At 65.4% G+C, this 16,523-nt stretch carries 19 protein-coding genes and 3 tRNA genes; 14 read left to right on the top strand and 8 right to left on the bottom strand.

Annotated elements, in window-relative coordinates:
• Positions 1–26 precede the first annotated feature (26 nt).
• The 7 genes from ACI766_RS10875 to ACI766_RS10845 all read left to right on the top strand — a co-directional run bounded on the left by ACI766_RS10875 (position 27) and on the right by ACI766_RS10845 (position 4,766).
• The gene (locus tag ACI766_RS10875) at positions 27–653 is read left to right on the top strand and encodes a hypothetical protein (RefSeq protein ID WP_003116571.1); all 627 of its coding nucleotides are present in this window, start codon (positions 27–29) and stop codon (positions 651–653) included.
• Positions 654–703: 50 nt separating this feature from the next.
• On the top strand, positions 704–2,845 hold the full coding sequence (locus tag ACI766_RS10870) for a hypothetical protein (protein WP_016253301.1): 2,142 nt from the start codon (positions 704–706) through the stop codon (positions 2,843–2,845).
• A gap of 10 nt (positions 2,846–2,855) precedes the next feature.
• Positions 2,856–3,050, top strand: coding sequence for a hypothetical protein (locus ACI766_RS10865; protein ID WP_003116569.1), 195 nt, complete (start codon positions 2,856–2,858; stop codon positions 3,048–3,050).
• A gap of 23 nt (positions 3,051–3,073) precedes the next feature.
• Positions 3,074–3,313, top strand: coding sequence for a hypothetical protein (locus ACI766_RS10860; protein WP_003116567.1), 240 nt, complete (start codon positions 3,074–3,076; stop codon positions 3,311–3,313).
• 53 nt (positions 3,314–3,366) lie between these two features.
• On the top strand, positions 3,367–3,912 hold the full coding sequence (locus ACI766_RS10855) for a hypothetical protein (protein WP_003090901.1): 546 nt from the start codon (positions 3,367–3,369) through the stop codon (positions 3,910–3,912).
• 150 nt (positions 3,913–4,062) lie between these two features.
• Positions 4,063–4,383, top strand: a complete 321-nt coding sequence (locus tag ACI766_RS10850; protein WP_003108980.1) for a RebB family R body protein — start codon at positions 4,063–4,065, stop codon at positions 4,381–4,383.
• 62 nt (positions 4,384–4,445) lie between these two features.
• Complete coding sequence (locus tag ACI766_RS10845) at positions 4,446–4,766, top strand: RebB family R body protein (protein WP_003108983.1); 321 nt, start codon at positions 4,446–4,448, stop codon at positions 4,764–4,766.
• A 209-nt stretch (positions 4,767–4,975) separates the two neighbouring features.
• On the opposite strand, the gene ACI766_RS10840 is transcribed toward ACI766_RS10845, so the two are convergent.
• From ACI766_RS10840 to ACI766_RS10830, 3 genes are all read right to left on the bottom strand, one after another.
• Positions 4,976–5,051 (bottom strand) — tRNA-Gly (locus ACI766_RS10840).
• Positions 5,052–5,135: 84 nt separating this feature from the next.
• Positions 5,136–5,211: transfer RNA gene (locus ACI766_RS10835), tRNA-Gly, on the bottom strand.
• 2 nt (positions 5,212–5,213) lie between these two features.
• A tRNA-Glu gene (locus ACI766_RS10830) sits at positions 5,214–5,289 on the bottom strand.
• 217 nt (positions 5,290–5,506) lie between these two features.
• Between ACI766_RS10830 and ACI766_RS10825 the strand changes: the two genes are divergently transcribed.
• Both ACI766_RS10825 and ACI766_RS10820 read left to right on the top strand, forming a co-directional pair.
• Positions 5,507–6,280: a hypothetical protein gene (locus ACI766_RS10825; RefSeq protein WP_003090903.1), complete on the top strand. Its 774-nt coding sequence runs from the start codon at positions 5,507–5,509 to the stop codon at positions 6,278–6,280.
• Positions 6,281–6,341: 61 nt separating this feature from the next.
• Positions 6,342–7,004 carry a glutathione S-transferase family protein gene (locus ACI766_RS10820; protein WP_003114770.1) on the top strand — a complete coding sequence of 221 codons (663 nt, stop codon included), beginning with the start codon at positions 6,342–6,344 and terminating at the stop codon, positions 7,002–7,004.
• Positions 7,005–7,013: 9 nt separating this feature from the next.
• Here the strand turns inward: ACI766_RS10820 and ACI766_RS10815 are convergent, their stop codons facing one another.
• Positions 7,014–7,496, bottom strand: coding sequence for a GAF domain-containing protein (locus tag ACI766_RS10815; RefSeq protein WP_003090905.1), 483 nt, complete (start codon positions 7,494–7,496; stop codon positions 7,014–7,016).
• Positions 7,493–8,383 (bottom strand): ATP-binding protein, encoded by an 891-nt coding sequence (locus tag ACI766_RS10810; RefSeq protein WP_003143737.1) that lies wholly within the window; start codon positions 8,381–8,383, stop codon positions 7,493–7,495. Before ACI766_RS10810 ends, ACI766_RS10815 begins: the two co-directional genes overlap by 4 nt.
• A gap of 82 nt (positions 8,384–8,465) precedes the next feature.
• Between ACI766_RS10810 and sagS the strand changes: the two genes are divergently transcribed.
• Positions 8,466–10,826: a two-component system sensor histidine kinase/response regulator SagS gene (gene sagS, locus ACI766_RS10805; protein ID WP_003158678.1), complete on the top strand. Its 2,361-nt coding sequence runs from the start codon at positions 8,466–8,468 to the stop codon at positions 10,824–10,826.
• Between the two features lie 18 nt (positions 10,827–10,844).
• Here the strand turns inward: sagS and ospR are convergent, their stop codons facing one another.
• The 3 genes from ospR to msrB all read right to left on the bottom strand — a co-directional run bounded on the left by ospR (position 10,845) and on the right by msrB (position 12,328).
• A complete protein-coding gene (gene ospR / locus ACI766_RS10800) occupies positions 10,845–11,336 on the bottom strand; it encodes a hydroperoxide stress response transcriptional regulator OspR (RefSeq protein WP_003114767.1) in 492 nt (163 codons plus the stop codon).
• On the bottom strand, positions 11,333–11,818 hold the full coding sequence (locus ACI766_RS10795) for a glutathione peroxidase (RefSeq protein WP_003090910.1): 486 nt from the start codon (positions 11,816–11,818) through the stop codon (positions 11,333–11,335). The genes ospR and ACI766_RS10795 overlap by 4 nt, the downstream gene beginning before the upstream one ends.
• Before the next feature lie 111 nt (positions 11,819–11,929).
• Positions 11,930–12,328 carry a peptide-methionine (R)-S-oxide reductase MsrB gene (gene msrB, locus ACI766_RS10790; RefSeq protein WP_003090911.1) on the bottom strand — a complete coding sequence of 133 codons (399 nt, stop codon included), beginning with the start codon at positions 12,326–12,328 and terminating at the stop codon, positions 11,930–11,932.
• Positions 12,329–12,512: 184 nt separating this feature from the next.
• Here msrB and ACI766_RS10785 point away from each other — a divergent pair, with 184 nt between their 5' ends.
• From ACI766_RS10785 to ACI766_RS10770, 4 genes are all read left to right on the top strand, one after another.
• Positions 12,513–13,724, top strand: coding sequence for a pyridoxal phosphate-dependent aminotransferase (locus ACI766_RS10785; protein ID WP_003098808.1), 1,212 nt, complete (start codon positions 12,513–12,515; stop codon positions 13,722–13,724).
• Between the two features lie 51 nt (positions 13,725–13,775).
• A complete protein-coding gene (locus tag ACI766_RS10780) occupies positions 13,776–14,228 on the top strand; it encodes a hypothetical protein (RefSeq protein WP_003115276.1) in 453 nt (150 codons plus the stop codon).
• 133 nt (positions 14,229–14,361) lie between these two features.
• On the top strand, positions 14,362–15,237 hold the full coding sequence (gene htpX / locus ACI766_RS10775) for a protease HtpX (protein ID WP_003090915.1): 876 nt from the start codon (positions 14,362–14,364) through the stop codon (positions 15,235–15,237).
• Positions 15,238–15,377: 140 nt separating this feature from the next.
• Positions 15,378–16,505, top strand: a complete 1,128-nt coding sequence (locus ACI766_RS10770; protein WP_003122530.1) for a M14-type cytosolic carboxypeptidase — start codon at positions 15,378–15,380, stop codon at positions 16,503–16,505.
• Positions 16,506–16,523 lie beyond the last annotated feature (18 nt).

The following is a 16,523-nucleotide window of genomic DNA, read 5'->3' as shown; positions in this document are numbered from 1 at the left end:
CCCCTTGATCCCAGGAGTGCCCAGACATGTTCGGCTTCGGCAAGAAATCCGCGCCCGCGCCATCCGGCGACAGCGAGCAAGCCGCCGCCCCCGGCGAGGCCGGCCGGCAGACGCCAGCCAGCGGCGGCAGGGCGTCCGCCAACGGCGACGTGAAGCTGCCGTCGCGCCCTTCGCCGCTGGCCGGCATGAGCGAGCGCCTGCTCAAGCAGACCGAGGCGCCGCCGCCGGACACCAGCGCCCTGAACAGTCAAGTCGTGCAGGCGGTGCAGATGAGCAACAGCGAAACCGCCGGCTATGCGCCGTCGCAGATCGCCATCGCGCCGAACATGATGATCAGCCAGGCCTCCGGGCTGGTGGCGCAATCCGCCGCCAGCTACTTCGACGGAGTCAGCAAGATCGCCCTGGCCAGCCAGGCGATCCTGCTCCGGCAGATGACCCAGAACATCGCCGAAAACAAGCTGGCCCAGGCTGCCGAGGACGCGCTCGGCGCCCTCGCCACCGACCTGCTGATGGGCGCCGCCGCCGCGGTAGCCGCGGCGGCCGGAGCGATCGAGGCGGAATCGGCCAGCTTCGCCATCGACAAGATCGACCAGAGCATCGCCAAGTACAGCGAGACCCTCGCCAGTCGCGGCGGCAAGGACACCCAATCGTAGCCACCACCGGCGGGGCCGGCGGCGTCCGGCCCTGGCACAGGAGAGCCGTCATGGCCTATTTCAAGCTGGAAGAACCGGTCAGGTTCCATCGCTATCCCTTCGACTTCCATAGTCACTTCGCCGGCATCCTGCCGGTGGAAAGCAACAGCCGCTGGACGCGCGACCGCCGGGTCTTCCGCGTCGGCGAGCGGCAGGTGAGCCTGGAGAAAGGCCAGGAGCTTTCCCTGATCGGGCTGCTGATGAGTGCCCGCGGCGTCGCCCCGGACGTCGACGGCAAGGCGCTGGAGGAGGCTCGCCAGGCCGCGCACTATGAGCTGTTCGAACTGGCTCTGCAGCGGATGGTCAGGCGCAATCCGTTCGCCGCGACCGACCGTCAGGGCTACCTGCGCGGCGAATGCGCGGCGGAGAACATCTATCTCGCCTGCCTCATCCTGGCGCAACGTTTTGGCCGGACCTCGCCGCCAGCGGCCATCGACCAGCCGGCGATCTACCTCGGCACCCTGGAACTGCTCGATGCGAGCGCGGTTCGCGACAGCGAGACGGACCAGTTCGTCCGCTACTTCAACCGCAAGATCTGGAGCGGCAACAAGTACACGCCGTTCGACGACGCCTACTGGGCCCGCGGCGCCATCCGCGATCGCCATCCGGGCGAATTCGCCTGCCTGACGCTGGGGTTCCTCCTCCACGAAGGAATCAGCCATACCCAGACGGCGACGGGGGAAGACGAGGTGGCCTTCCTCGATTCCCTGTTCGAACAATTCAACGCCTCCGAGAAGACCGCCTACCGCCTGCTCGCCCACACCGCGCATGGCTATGCCAGCGAAGCCGCCTTCGATGCCGAGCTGCACAGGATCCTCCGTCATTTCGAAATACAGCAGGGGCAGCCACCGCAGGCCCGGCTGGTCGGCATCGACCTGCTCGGCATGGAGACCGCTACCGGCCTGTACCGACAGTTCTTCGACTTCCTCCTCGGACAGGCCGCGGTGTTTCGCCACTACCTGGACGGCAAGCCGGAAACCCGCAAGGTGGTCCTGCACATCCATTGTGGAGAGGGGACCGGGGTGTCCGACGACAACCGGTCGCTGTGCGGTTACTTCCTGCGCAACGCCAACGCGCTGGACGATTTCTACGCAGCGCTCTCCGCCTATGCCTGGAAGTGCTATGGCAACACCATCCGCCAGGGCAAGGCGCGGCTACGCGAACGGGAGAACCTGCAGGACCGTGACAAGGCGCCCAGCGCCCTCGCCGGCCTTTTCGACGAACTGTTTTTCGGCAACAGCCTGACCGCCTCCGGCCTGCGGCTACGCCGCTTCGACATCACCAGCGGGACTACCCAGGCCCTGGTCGCCTACTACGCCCGCACCAACGTCGTGAACCTCTGCCAGGCGCTGGCCAGCCGCGACGCCGACGGCAACAGCTACTACCGCCGCCTGCTGGAGAGCGATCTGTTCAGCCTGCGCATCGGCCATGCCTACTACTACCGCAACTATCTGGCCAGCAAGTTCCCCGAGCTGTGCTTCGACACCAACCTGGGAAGCAATTTCATTACCGGCGCCTCCGGCCTCTTCGACTCGCTGCAGGAATACCGCCTGAACCGTGGCCTGCGCCATCTCGACGGATACGTCGGCACCGACCAGCTCAAGGAGCTCAGCCTGGCCATCGCCTACCAGGGCGAACAGCGCCTGGACCCACAACAGATGCAGTACGTCCATGCCCTGGCGGAAAGCCAGAGCGGCTTCGACGAACTGGGCGAACACCTCCCGGGTACACCCGGCTGGGCGAAACCCGCGCTGGAACAGTTCTTCGCAAGTCAGTGCGCGCTCTACCGCTCCGAGGAGGATCGCTACTTCCAGTTCGAAGCCTACCGGCGCCTCTTCGCCCAGGTCCTCAACTGGCGCTCCTATCTGCTGGGCGCCGACGGCCAGGGTGTCGAGCACTCCAACGTACAGGACGAAGCGATCCGCATGGCGCTCCTGCTCAACTATGCCGCCGCGGACCGCCACGGCCGGGTACCGGTCGCTTCGCTGGAGAATGCCCAACGCCTGCTGGTGCAACTGGGCAGCGCCTACTGGGAGGAAACCATCGGCGCCGTCGACCTGGCCGGCGCGCCCCATCGGGACCGAGAGCTGCAGCGCTTCGAAGGGTTCGCCGCCCCCGCCTCGGTCGTGCGCATCTCCACCCGCAGCAGTTGAGGAGCGACCGATGAGCGCCTACGCACGCTACATCAGACGCCGCGCGCTCGCCGCCGCGGACCGCCCGGCGCAGCGTTCGCCGGACGCCAGCGAGGAGACACGGGACCAACCGCCCCCCAGCAGGCCGGCGAGCGGAAAGCGCCTGCTGGAAATATCGGACAGCGATGCGGCCAAGCTCTTGGCCGTGCTGAAACTGCTCGGATGAGCACCCACCCCAGGAGAAGCGTCATGAAGGAAGAACTCGAAACCCTCGTCACCCAGGTCAAGGCACTCCTCACCGAATGCCTGCAAGGCTGGCTCCAGGCCCTGTCCCAGGGAGACAGCGTGGACGACCCGGCCAGCCTTGGACAGTTGGCGGTGCAGTTGAGCACCGCCTACAGCACCCTGCAGGCCGCTGCCGCCGCCTACCCCGGCGATACCGGCGGCAGCGCGCAGGCCCCCTCGGCGGACGGCACGCAGCAGTACTGAAGCCTCGCCACGACACCCCGCGCACCGCGCGTCTATCGCAGAGGAGTCCGCGCATGTCGATCTCGGAAGAATTGGGAAGGAATCTGGTCCAGCTGGCGCAACGCTGGCTGAAACGCCCCCTCACCAGCGAAGAACACGAGCAGTTGAGACAGTTCCAGCTCGGCCTCGGCAACGACGCCAGCAGCGATCCGGCCGTGCACGCGCGACAGCAGGCCGAACAGGTGATCGAGAACGGCCGGCAGCGTTCCGAAGGCTCCATCCGCCAGATCCTGCAGAACGTCCAGCAGGCCTCGACCCAGGCCCTCCGCGCCCAGGACAGCGGCGAGCAGGCGATTCTTGAGGCGGTCAATGCCGCCGGCAGCCTGGCCGAACTGCGTCCCGGCCACCTGCAGAGCGGCCAGGCAAGCGCCAACCAGTTGGTGATGTCGCAGATTGCCGACCGCCTGGCCAACCTAGTGAAGAGCGAGGTACGCCTGTGCTTCGAGCAGAACTTCGGCTCGCTCAAGCAGCAACTGGAGAACGCTATCGCCATCTTCAACCAGAGCAACCACAACACGTCCGCACCGCCGCCGGACAAGCCCGACCCGCCCGCCGCATGAGACCGCACCGACAAGCGCCCCGCCTCGCGGGGCGCTTGCATTTTCGCCGCCCGCCAGGCCTGGCGCCGACGGATTCACAACTCCCTGGCTGGAGCGTTCATCAAGACAGCACGACATGAGCCGTGCCGTTCACTCACAGGGAGTCACATCATGAGTTTTCCGACCGCAGTCAACGACCAGATCACCGATGCCGTCACCCAGTCCAACGTCAAGGTCGTCGGTGAGGCGCCAGCCATGGCGCTGGGCACCATCTACCAGACCATGGCCCACTCCACCGGGATTCTCTTCGAGAACGCGGTGAGCGCCCAGCAACAGCAGAACGCCCTGGCCCTGGCCGCCTCCAACATGGGCGTGATGCAAATCTACAGCCTCGACACCGCCGCCGATGCCGGAGCCACCGAGAAAGTCGGCCAGTTGGGCGTGGCCGACAACCTCACCAGCCTGCTGACCGTACTGAAATCCTTCACCTGAGCCTGACCCGCCGGGTCCAAGCAATCGCCGTACATCCTTCGCAATGATTCAGGAGAATCACCATGAGCTTCCCAACCGCAGTAAACAACCAGATCACCGATGCCGTCACCCAGTCCAACGTCAAGGTGATCGGTGAAGCCCCGGCCATGGCGCTGGGCTCGATCTTCCAGACCATGGCCCACTCCACCGGCATCCTGTTCGAGAATTCGGTAGCTGCCCAGCAACAGCAGAACGCCCTGGCCCTGGCCGCTTCCAACATGGGCGTGATGCAGATCTACAGTCTGGATACCAGCGCCGCCGGCGGCGCCACCGAGAAGATCGGCCAGCTGGGCGTGGCCGACAACCTCACCAGCCTGCTGACGGTGCTCAAAGCGCTGCCCTGATCGCCGCCGTCGCTCCACCAGAGAAGGCCACTCCACGAGTGGCCTTTTTCGTCTCGACGATCGAGCAAGCAGATGCGGCGGGACAGCGGCCTGCCGAGGGGAACATGGGGGGAATCGGGAAAAGCACCAGGGCGGTGCGGATCGCAGAAACGAAAAAAGGGCCCGAAGGCCCTTTTCTCTTCGACCCAGGCCGAAACCTGGATCATGTTTGGAGCGGGAAACGAGACTCGAACTCGCGACCCCGACCTTGGCAAGGTCGTGCTCTACCAACTGAGCTATTCCCGCGTTACAACTTGTTGCCCGTTCGGCCGAAACCGAACCTTTGACGCCTAACTTTCACCAACCCCGCCGAAGCCAGGTTGTAGAATTTGGAGCGGGAAACGAGACTCGAACTCGCGACCCCGACCTTGGCAAGGTCGTGCTCTACCAACTGAGCTATTCCCGCAATGGCGTCCCCTAGGGGACTCGAACCCCTGTTACCGCCGTGAAAGGGCGGTGTCCTAGGCCACTAGACGAAGGGGACGCGGCCCGGAACTTACAACAGATCTTTCCGGCTTCCAGTGTTTCGCGTTTGGCTTCACGCTGGAAGTGGCGCGCATTTTATGGAGCGTCCGGGGAGGCGTCAACCCTTCTGAGAAAATTTTTTTAAATCAAAGACTTCTGTGCAAATAATGAGCTGCTGCTATCAGTGGTAGCACCAAGACATTAGACTGAGAAAATTCTTACAGCGGAGTCCCAAGGTGTCGCCACTCCTCATTACCGCCCTCATCATCGGCGGGATCGCCCTCCTAATCGCCATTGGCTATATCAACCACGTGGTGGAAAACAGCAAGCTGGAGAAAGCGCGCCTGAAAGCCGAACTCAACGACCGGGTCCGGCGCTGCGCGCAGATTTCCGAGAGCCTTCCCGGCCAGTTCGTCAGCCCGTCGCTGAAGCTGTTGATGAGCCAGATCGAGCTCAGCCTCAGCGAGCAGCAACTGGCGCTGGAGAAGAAAGCCGATGCCGGGCTCAAGGCTCGTATAGAAGAGTTGCGCGCGCTGGTCGCCAAGGGCGAGTCGATCCCGGTGCGCAATCCGCCCCAGGCGATCCTGACCGAGGACAAGGCCAAGGAAGTCCGCTTCCTCTTCGAAGCCCTGCATGCCCAGCTCACCCGTTTCACCCAGGACGGCCACCTGCCGCGCAGCGAGGCGCAGATCTGGGTCAAGGAGATTCGCCACCTCCTGGTGCGCCTGCATATCGAGTTCTTCGGCAATCTCGGCCAGCAGGCCCTGCAGCAGAACGAACCGCGCCAGGCGCGCCTGGCCTTCGAACGCGGCGCCCAGTACCTGCGCAAGCAGCCCGAGCTGGCGCGCTACCAGGCGGAGCTGCAGCAGATGGAAGCGCAGCTGGCCCGCGCCAACGCGATGGTGCTGAACAACAGCCAGCCGGCGAGCGAGGAGCCCAGCGAACTCAACGAGGGATTGAAGGCCCTCGATGCAGACGACCTGTGGAAGAAGAAGAACGTCTACGACTGATTCCGGCCTGCCTACGGCAGCCGTGCTATAACCCAGGCTCATATCGACCGAGGAAATCGTTATGAGCCTGACACTCTACGGAGCCCCGCTGTCTCCGTTCGTCCGCAAGGTCCGCCTGCTCCTGGCCGAAAAGGGCCTCGACTACCAGTTGGAAGCGATCGCCCCTTTCGGCCAGCCGGCCTGGTATCGCGAGATCAGTCCGCTGGGCCGCATCCCGGCGTTGCGCGACGGCGACCTGGCCCTCGCCGACTCCAGCGTGATCTGCCAGTACCTGGAAGAACGCTATCCCGAACCGCCGAATCTCCAGGGCGACGCCCCCGCCAGCCGCGCAGCGGTGCGCTGGCTGGAAAAATACGCCGACTACGAGATCGCTCCCCTGGCCACGCTGACGATCTTCCGCAACCGGATACTCAAGCCGGCGATGGGCCAGGCCTGCGAGGAGAACGACGTGCGTCGCGCGCTGGAGGAAAAGCTGCCAGCGCACTTCGATTACCTGGAAAACCATCTCGACGGCCGGGCCTTCTTCGTCGGCGAGCGACTGACCCTCGCCGACCTGGCGATCGCCAGCCAGTTGGTCAACCTGCGTCACGCCGGCGAAAACCTGGACGAGCAACGCTGGCCGGCCCTCGCCGCGCATTTCGCGCGGATGCTCGAACGCCCGGCGATGCAAGCGCTGCTGCCGGGGGAACGACGGACCCTCGACAAGCTCGCAGCGAAAGCCTGAACGCGTCGCTCAGCAGTCCGTCAGGCGCAGGAATATCTCCACCAGGCCTTCGATCCCGGCCTGGTCCTCGGCGCTGAAGCGTCCCACGCTCGGGCTGTCCAGATCGAGCACAGCGACCAGGCGGCCGTCCTTGAGCAGAGGCACCACCAGTTCGCTGCTGGAAGCGCTGTCGCAGGCGATGTGGCCGGGAAACGCGTGGACGTCGTCGACCCGCTGGGTCAGCCGGGTACGCGCCGCGGCGCCGCAGACGCCCTTGGAGAAGGGGATGCGGACGCAGGCGACCTTGCCCTGGAACGGTCCCAGGACCAGCTCCTCGTTGCGGTTCAGATAAAAGCCGGCCCAGTTCAGGTCGCCCAGCTCATGGAAGAGAAAGGCGGAGAACTGCGCGGCGTTGGCGATGAAATCGCGCTCGTCGGCGAACAGCGCCTCGGCCTGCGCCGCCAGCAGGGCGTAGCCGGCCAGCCCGGCGCCAGATTGCTGCAGATCGATCATGCCTGGCGCTCCAGCAGTTGCTTGCCCACCCAGTAGCGGGAGAACTGATAGGCGCAACGGCCGTTGCGGTTGCCGCGGCCAAGCGCCCAGCGGATCGCTTCCTTCTCCAGTTCCTCGCTCCAGCTCCAGGCCAGCCCGGCCTTCTCCGCGAGCACGTCCACCCAGTGGCGAACCACGCTGAGGAAATGCTCCTGGGTGAAGGGATAGAACGACAGCCACAGGCCGAAACGGTCGGACAAGGCGATCTTGTCCTCCACCGCTTCGTTGGGATGCAGCTCGCCGTCCACCATCTTCCAGTTCTCGTTGTCGCTCTGCTTCTCCGAAACCAGGTGCCGGCGGTTGGAGGTGGCGTAGAGCAGCACATTCTCCGGCGCCTGTTCCAGCGAGCCGTCGAGCACGCTCTTGAGTACCCGGTAGTCGCCTTCCCCGGCATCGAACGAGAGGTCGTCGCAGAACAGCACGAAGCGCTGCGGCAGGCCTTGCAGTTGCTCCACCACGCGCGGCAGGTCGGCCAGGTGGTCGCGCTCGATCTCGATCAGGCGCAGCCCGGCGCCGGCCAGCTCGGCCAGCAGCGCACGGACCAGGGAGGACTTGCCGGTCCCGCGGGCCCCCCAGAGCAAGGCGTGGTTGGCCGGCTGGCCGGCGACGAACTGGCGGGTGTTGCGTTCCAGTTGCTCGCGCTGCCGCTCTACGCCCAGCAGGTCGGCCAGGCGCAGGTCGAGGCTGACCTCCAGCGGCTGCAGGTAGCCGCTACGGCCGTCGCGGTGCCAGCGCGCCGCCAGGCTGCGCTCCCAGTCGACGGCTTCGCGTACGGCCGGCAGCAGCGGCTCCAGGCGCGCGAGCACGCTTTCGGCGCGGGCAAGAAAATCGCTCAATCGGGAATCCACTCTGTTCTCCTCGGATCGGACTGACGTCACGGATCGATCATCGGTTGCGCCCAGGAACCCCGACAGACGGTCGGGATGGGCTATGCTAGGCGGCAGAACCTCGCCAAGGCTGATCCCCGCCCCCATGGATATAGCGCTGACCCATCGCCTGTCGTTCAAACAGGCCAGCCTCACCGTGCTGGTGGCCTTTATCCTGGGAACCCTGCTCAGCCTGATTCAGGTTGGCGTCGATTATGCCAGCCAGGACGCATCCATCAATCGCGAAGTGCGCGCGCTGCTGGACGTCAGCCACAACCCCGCCGCGCGAATCGCCTACAACATCGATGCGGAGCTGGCCCAGGAGCTGGTCCTCGGCCTGCTGCGCTCGCCCGCCGTGGTCCGCGCGGAAATCATCGACACCTCCGGCCTGCCGCTGGCCAGCGCCTCGCGCGAATCCGCCGAAAGCCGCCTGCGGCCGCTCAGCGACTTCCTCTTCGGCCACAAGCGGGTCTACGAGGACCCGTTGCATGTCGACCATGCGCCGGGCGAGGCCCTCGGCGTACTGCACCTGGAAATCGACACCTTCGTGTTCGGCAACGACTTCCTCCGTCGCGCCGGCATCACCCTGCTCTCCGGCTTCGTGCGCAGCCTGCTGCTGTCGCTGATCCTGCTGGTGCTCTTCTATACCCTGCTGACCAAGCCCCTGGTCAGCCTGATCCAGGCCCTCAGCGGACACGATCCACGCTCGCCGGCACGCATGCGCCTGCCCTGCCCCAAGGGCCACGAACGCGACGAGATCGGCGTGCTGGTGGAAGTCATCAACCGCCAGCTCGGGCGCATCTCGGTAGAGATCGAACAGCGCCGGGAGGCGGAGAACCGCCTGACCCAGTACCTGGAGGAGCTGGAAAGCATCGTCGCCGCCCGTACCGCCGAGCTGAAGGCCGCCAACGCGCGCCTGACGCTATCCAACCAGGAACTCGAAGAAGCCCGCCAGACCGCTCTCGATATGGCCCAGGCCCGCGCCAGCTTCCTGGCCAACATGAGCCACGAGATCCGCACGCCGCTGAACGGCCTGCTCGGCATGCTCTCGCTGAGCCTCGACGGCCCGCTCACCCCGGAACAGCGCCAGCAGCTGTCGATCGCCCACGACTCCGGCAAGGTGCTGGTGGAATTGCTCAACGACGTGCTCGACCTCTCCAAGTTCGAGGCCGGGCAACTGGTCCTGGAACAGATCCCGTTCGACCTGGGCGTCCTGGTGGAAGACACCGCCAGCCTCCTCTCGCAGAACGCCGCGGCCGGCGTGGAGCTGACCTGCCTGGTCGACCCCGCCCTGCCCGCCCAGGTTTCCGGCGACCCGACGCGGATTCGCCAGGTCGTCAGCAACCTGCTGTCCAACGCGCTGAAGTTCACCCGCCTGGGGCGGGTCGACGTTCGCGTGGAAGCCACCGCCGAGGGTGTGCGCATCAGTGTGCGCGACACCGGCATCGGCATCGCCCAGGAGGCGCTGGATCGCATCTTCCAACCGTTCACCCAGGCCGACGCGGGTATCACCCGCCAATACGGCGGCACAGGCCTCGGCCTGGCCCTCACGCGCAAGCTGTGCGAGGCCATGCAGGGCGAGCTGACGGTGGAGTCGACGGTCGGCCTGGGCAGCCTGTTCAGCGTCGGCCTGCCGCTGGCGCCGGTCAGCCCTCCGCTGCAGGCGCTGCCGCTGCGCGGCCGGGTGATCGCGCAATGCTCGGCCAACAGCGGGCTGGCGCAGCTGCTGCAAACCTGGCTGCCGCGCTGGGGCCTGGAGTACAAGCGTCTGGAGACCGACGACAGCCTGCTCGGCCACTCGCTCGACGTACTGATATCGGATTGCCCGGACTGTCTGATGGGACTGCGTCCGAGCATCGGTACGCCGATCCTGCTGGTCACCGCCTACGGCAGTTTCCTCGAACCGGAGCTGGCCCGCCGCCTGTCGCCGCTGCGCCAACTGGCCAGGCCGCTGAGTCGCAACCAGTTGTACCAGGCCCTGAAACACGTGCTCGAACACACTGCCATAGCCCCGTCGAGCGCCTCGGACACCACGGGAGAACAGCGCAACACCCGGGTCCTGCTGGTGGAGGACAACCCGGTCAACCAGTTGGTCGCCAAGGGCCTGCTGCACAAGCTCGGCTGCCAGGTATGGATCGCCGAACACGGGCTGAATGCCCTGAAGATGCTGGAGGAGCATCCCATCGACCTGGTCCTGATGGACTGCAACATGCCAGTGATGGACGGCTACGAAGCGACCCGGCAGATCCGCGACAGCGGACGCTGGGGCGGCCTGCCGATCATCGCGCTGACCGCCAACGCCCTGCCGGACGAGCGCGAACGTTGTCGTGCCGCCGGCATGGACGACTACCTGGCCAAGCCTTTCCACCGCGACGAACTGAAAGCCATCCTCGACCGTTGGTGCCCGCTCACCGCGAGCGACTAGCCGGCCTCGCGACGACGGCTAGCCTCCTACCACCAGACGGAAGCGCGACAGCAATCCGCCCAGGCGCTGGTGCAGGTCGAACATCTCGTTGAGGTCGAAACCGGTGCTGCAGATCAGCTGCTGGCGCAGCGGAATGACCCGTTCGCGCAAGGTGATCCCCGGCACCGTCAGCGTCAGGTGCACTTCCCGCTCATCGTGACTGGCGCGACGGCGATCTACCAGGCCGAGCTGTTCGAGACGCTTGAGCAAGGGCGTCAGGGTTCCGGAGTCGAGCAGCAGGCGGTCGCCCAAGGCCTTCACCGTCGGCTGCTCCGGCGGGCTCGCATGCCACTCCCAGAGCACCAGCATGACCAGGTACTGCGGGTAGGTCAGGCCGATCTGTTCGAGCAGCGGCCGATAGCCGCGGATCACCGCGCGCGAGGCGGCGTACAGCTTGAAACACAGCTGGTTGTCGAGCAGCAGCGACTCTTCGACGCCATCCGGCCTGGCGACTTTTCCCCGGGTGCTCATTCAAGCAGCGCCTCGATCGCCGAGCTCAGCTCCTCCGGCTTGGTGGTCGGCGCATAGCGCTTCACCACCTGGCCATCGCGGCCGATCAGGAACTTGGTGAAGTTCCACTTGATGCCCTGGCTGCCGAGCAGGCCCGGCGCGCGCTTCTTCAGGCTGACGAACAACGGGTGGGCGCCGGCGCCGTTGACCTCGATCTTCCTGAACAGCGGGAAGCTCACCCCGTAGTTCAGTTCGCAGAACTGCGAAATCTCGCCCTCGTCGCCCGGTTCCTGCTTGCCGAACTGGTTGCAGGGGAACCCGAGCACCACCAGTCCGCGCTCACGGTATTTTTCCCACAAGGCCTCCAGCCCCTGGTACTGCGGGGTGAAGCCGCACTTGCTGGCGGTGTTCACCACCAGCAGCGCCTTGCCGCCGAAGTCGGCCAGGGTCTTCTGTTCGCCCTTGATGGTGGTGCAGGGAATGCTCAGCAGCGAATCGCTCATGGCTTGTCTTCCTTGTTGAGGGTGGGTCTCGAAATAAAGTATCTCGCAATTCAATTGCACACAACTTGATTGAATGAAAAACGACCCGAACCAAAGACGGGTCGTCGCTCTCTAGCTCTCCCGCGGCACCAGCTTCAGCGAGGCCGAGTTGATGCAGTAACGCAACCCGGTGGGCCGGGGGCCATCCGGGAAGACGTGCCCCAGGTGAGCATCGCAGCGACCGCAGCGGACTTCGATGCGATGCATGCCGTGGCTGAAGTCGTCCAGTTCGCGGACCGCCTCGGCGTCCACCGGCTGGAAATAGCTCGGCCAACCGCTGCCGGAGTCGTACTTGGCGTCGGAGTCGAACAACGCCGTGCCGCAGCAGGTGCAATGATAGATCCCGGGGGTCTTGGTGGCGTGGTATTCGCCACTGAAGGCGCGTTCGGTACCGCCCAGGCGACAGATGTGGAACTGCTCTTCGGTCAACTCCTCGCGCCAGGAGTCCAGGGGTTTGTCGATCTTGCTCATCGGCTCTACCTCGCGATCTGAAAAATGCCCGGCGCTCCCTTTTCCGGGGGACGGGCCGCACGTATCATGCGTGCTCCTTATAGACGCCAGTCTGTCATCCGCGTTACAGCCTGCCAAGCCGCGATCCAGCGGGCTTTTCGCAGCCTGTTCCACGGTGTTCGCTCACTTCGGGACTCGACACATCATGCAGGTCAGCAAATCGAACAAGCTCGCCAACGTCTGCTATGACATTCGCGGGCCGGTGCTCAAGCACGCCAAACGCCTAGAGGAAGAGGGTCACCGCATCCTCAAGCTGAATATCGGCAACCCGGCGCCGTTCGGTTTCGAAGCTCCCGAGGAAATTCTCCAGGACGTCATCCGCAACCTGCCGACCGCCCAGGGCTACAGCGACTCCAAGGGCCTGTTCAGCGCGCGCAAGGCAGTGATGCAGTATTACCAGCAGAAGCAGGTGGAAGGCGTCGGCATCGAGGACATCTACCTCGGCAACGGCGTGTCGGAACTGATCGTGATGTCCATGCAGGCGCTGCTGAACAACGGCGACGAGGTGCTGATCCCCGCTCCCGACTACCCGCTGTGGACCGCCGCGGTCAGCCTCGCCGGCGGCAAGGCGGTGCACTACCTGTGCGACGAGCAGGCCAACTGGTGGCCGGACCTGGAAGACATCAAGGCGAAGATCACGCCGAACACCAGGGCGATGGTGATCATCAACCCGAACAACCCCACCGGCGCGGTGTATTCCAGGGAAGTGCTGGAAGGCATGGTCGAACTGGCCCGCCAGCACAACCTGGTGCTGTTCTCCGACGAGATCTACGACAAGATCCTCTACGACGGCGCCGTCCACGTCTCCACCGCCTCGCTGGCGCCGGACGTGCTCTGCCTGACCTTCAACGGCCTGTCCAAATCCTACCGGGTGGCCGGCTTCCGCTCCGGCTGGGTGGCGATCTCCGGGCCCAAGCAGCGGGCACAGAGCTATATCGAAGGTCTCGACATCCTCGCCAACATGCGCCTGTGCGCCAACGTCCCGGCGCAGCACGCGATCCAGACCGCCCTGGGCGGCTACCAGAGCATCAACGATCTGGTCCTGCCGCCGGGGCGCCTGCTGGAGCAGCGCAACCGCGCCTGGGAACTGCTCAACGACATCCCCGGCGTCAGCTGCGTGAAGCCGATGGGCGCGCTGTACGCCTTCCCGCGGATCGACCCGAAGGTCTGCCCGATCCACAACGACGAAAAGTTCGTCCTCGACCTACTGCTCTCGGAAAAACTGCTGATCGTCCAGGGCACCGCCTTCAACTGGCCGTGGCCCGACCACTTCCGGGTGGTCACCCTGCCCCGCGTCGACGACCTGGAGCAGGCGATCCTGCGCATCGGCAGCTTCCTCAAGGGCTACCAGCAGTAACCCCCCCGCTCCCGCGGCGCCGCTGGCGCCGCCCTGCCCGGCGACCCATCCATGGACCTGCAGATCGACGACTTCCACAAGGACGCCGCTGGCGGCCTCCTGCTTCTCTACCAGGCGTTTCCGCGCAAGACCGCGCTCTACGTCGAAGACCTGATCGGCCGCGAGGCGCCGGACGAGTTCGGCCTGCCGAGCAAACGTCACCAAAGTTGTCTGGGCGCGTTACTCTGGCTCGCCGAGGAAGGCTACCTGCGCTTCGCCAACACCATTCATTACGAGGCTCTCGACCAGGCGGTGCTCAGCGAAAAGGCCTTCCTAAGACTTACCCGTATCGTCCCCCGGGCCGCGGCGGCGCTGGCCGAGGCGCCGGCCAGCGTGCGCCGCGAACAGGCCAGCCTGGCCAACCAGTTGCGCCAGGCGCTGGCGCAGGGCGACGGCGAACGCCTGGCCGGGCTGACCCGCCTGCTGTTCGAGGGCAACCTGGGCGCGCAAGGCGACACAGTTTGAAATAGTCCCTCGATTGAATCGCCATGGACCGCCCCTTATATAACCCCGCATGATTATCAGGAGCCCGTTCGCCCGCCCCGGCGGCCTGCGAACCGCGCTCCGTGCCTTCAGCCGTGAGGAGAAGCTTTACACCATGATGCGCATCCTGTTGTTCCTGGCCACCAACCTGGCAGTCCTGGTGATTGCCAGCATCACCCTGAAACTGCTCGGGGTGGACCGCTTCACCGGCCAGAATTACGGCAGCCTGCTGGTCTTCTGCGCCGTGTTCGGTTTCGCCGGTTCGCTGGTCTCGCTGTTCATCTCCAAGTGGATGGCGAAGATGAGCACCGGTACCGAAGTCATCAGCCAGCCGCGCACCCGTCACGAACAGTGGCTGCTGCAAACCGTCGAAGAGCTGTCCCGCGAAGCCGGCATCAAGATGCCGGAGGTCGGCATCTTCCCCGCCTACGAGGCCAACGCCTTCGCCACCGGCTGGAACAAGAACGACGCGCTGGTCGCGGTCAGCCAGGGCCTGCTCGAACGTTTCTCGCCCGATGAGGTGAAAGCCGTCCTCGCCCACGAGATCGGTCACGTCGCCAACGGCGACATGGTCACCCTGGCATTGATCCAGGGCGTGGTGAACACCTTCGTGATGTTCTTCGCGCGGATCTTCGGCAACTTCGTCGACAAGGCCATCCTGAAGAACGAGGACGGCCCGGGCATCGGCTACTTCGTCGCGACCATCTTCGCTGAACTGGTGCTCGGCATCCTCGCCAGCATCATCGTCATGTGGTTCTCGCGCCGCCGCGAGTTCCGCGCCGACGCCGCCGGCGCCCACCTGGCCGGCACCGGCGCGATGATCGCCGCGCTGCAACGCCTGCGTTCGGAACAGGGCGTGCCGGTGCAGATGCCCGACACCCTGAACGCCTTCGGCATCAATGGCGGCCTCAAGCACGGCCTGGCCGGCCTGCTGATGAGCCACCCGCCGCTGGAGGATCGTATCGAAGCGCTGCGCGCCAGCGCACGCTGATCCGCTTTCACACTTGGGACAGGGCGACCATCGGTCGCCCTTTTTTTATGCCCGGGAAAGCCACCTATCCATGGTCGCTTTGACAGCCGCGAGCCAGCCCCGGAACATGCGGGTCCGTGATTTCGCCCGATGAGGTTCCCATGCAGATCCGCGCCGATTTCGACAGCGGCAACATCCAGGTCATCGATGCCAGCGATCCCCGCCGGATCCGCCTGGCGATCCGTCCCGACCTGGCCAGCCAGCATTTCCAGTGGTTCCACTTCAAGGTCGAGGGCATGGCTGCCGCCACCGAGCACTGCTTCACCCTGGTCAACGCCGGCCAGTCGGCCTACAGCCATGCCTGGAGCGGCTACCAGGCAGTCGCCTCGTACGATGGCGAACGCTGGTTCCGCGTGCCGTCGCAATACGACGCCGACGGCCTGCATTTCCAGCTGGAACCGGAGGAAAGCGAAGTCCGCTTCGCCTACTTCGAGCCCTACAGCCGCGAACGGCATGCCCGCCTGGTCGAACGTGCGCTCGGCATCGAGGGCGTCGAACGGCTCGCCGTCGGCACCAGTGTGCAAGGCCGCGACATCGAATTGCTGCGGGTCAGGCGCCATCCCGACAGCCACCTGAAGCTGTGGGTCATCGCCCAGCAGCATCCCGGCGAACACATGGCCGAATGGTTCATGGAAGGCCTGATCGAGCGCCTGCAGCGGCCGGATGATACGGAAATGCAGCGCCTGCTGGAAAAGGCCGACCTGTACCTGGTGCCGAACATGAACCCGGACGGCGCGTTCCACGGCAACCTGCGCACCAACGCCGCCGGCCAGGATCTCAACCGGGCCTGGCTGGAGCCGAGCGCCGAGCGCAGCCCGGAAGTCTGGTTCGTCCAGCAGGAGATGAAGCGCCATGGCGTCGACCTGTTCCTCGACATCCACGGCGACGAGGAAATCCCCCACGTATTCGCCGCCGGCTGCGAGGGCAACCCGGGCTATACGCCCCGCCTGGAACGGCTCGAGCAACGCTTCCGCGAGGAACTGATGGCGCGCGGCGAATTCCAGATCCGCCATGGCTACCCACGCAGTGCGCCGGGCCAGGCCAACCTGGCGCTGGCCTGCAACTTCGTCGGGCAGACTTACGACTGCCTGGCGTTCACCATCGAGATGCCGTTCAAGGACCACGACGACAACCCGGAGCCCGGGACCGGCTGGTCCGGCGCCCGCTCCAAGCGGCTCGGCCAGGACGTCCTGAGCACCCTTGCGGTGCTGGTCGACGAACTCCGCTGAAAATGGACGGGGCGCCGC

The sequence above is a fragment of the Pseudomonas sp. DL genome (genome assembly GCF_047199225.1).
Lineage (GTDB): Bacteria > Pseudomonadota > Gammaproteobacteria > Pseudomonadales > Pseudomonadaceae > Pseudomonas > Pseudomonas aeruginosa.
This window is presented reverse-complemented; position numbering and strand designations above follow the sequence as displayed.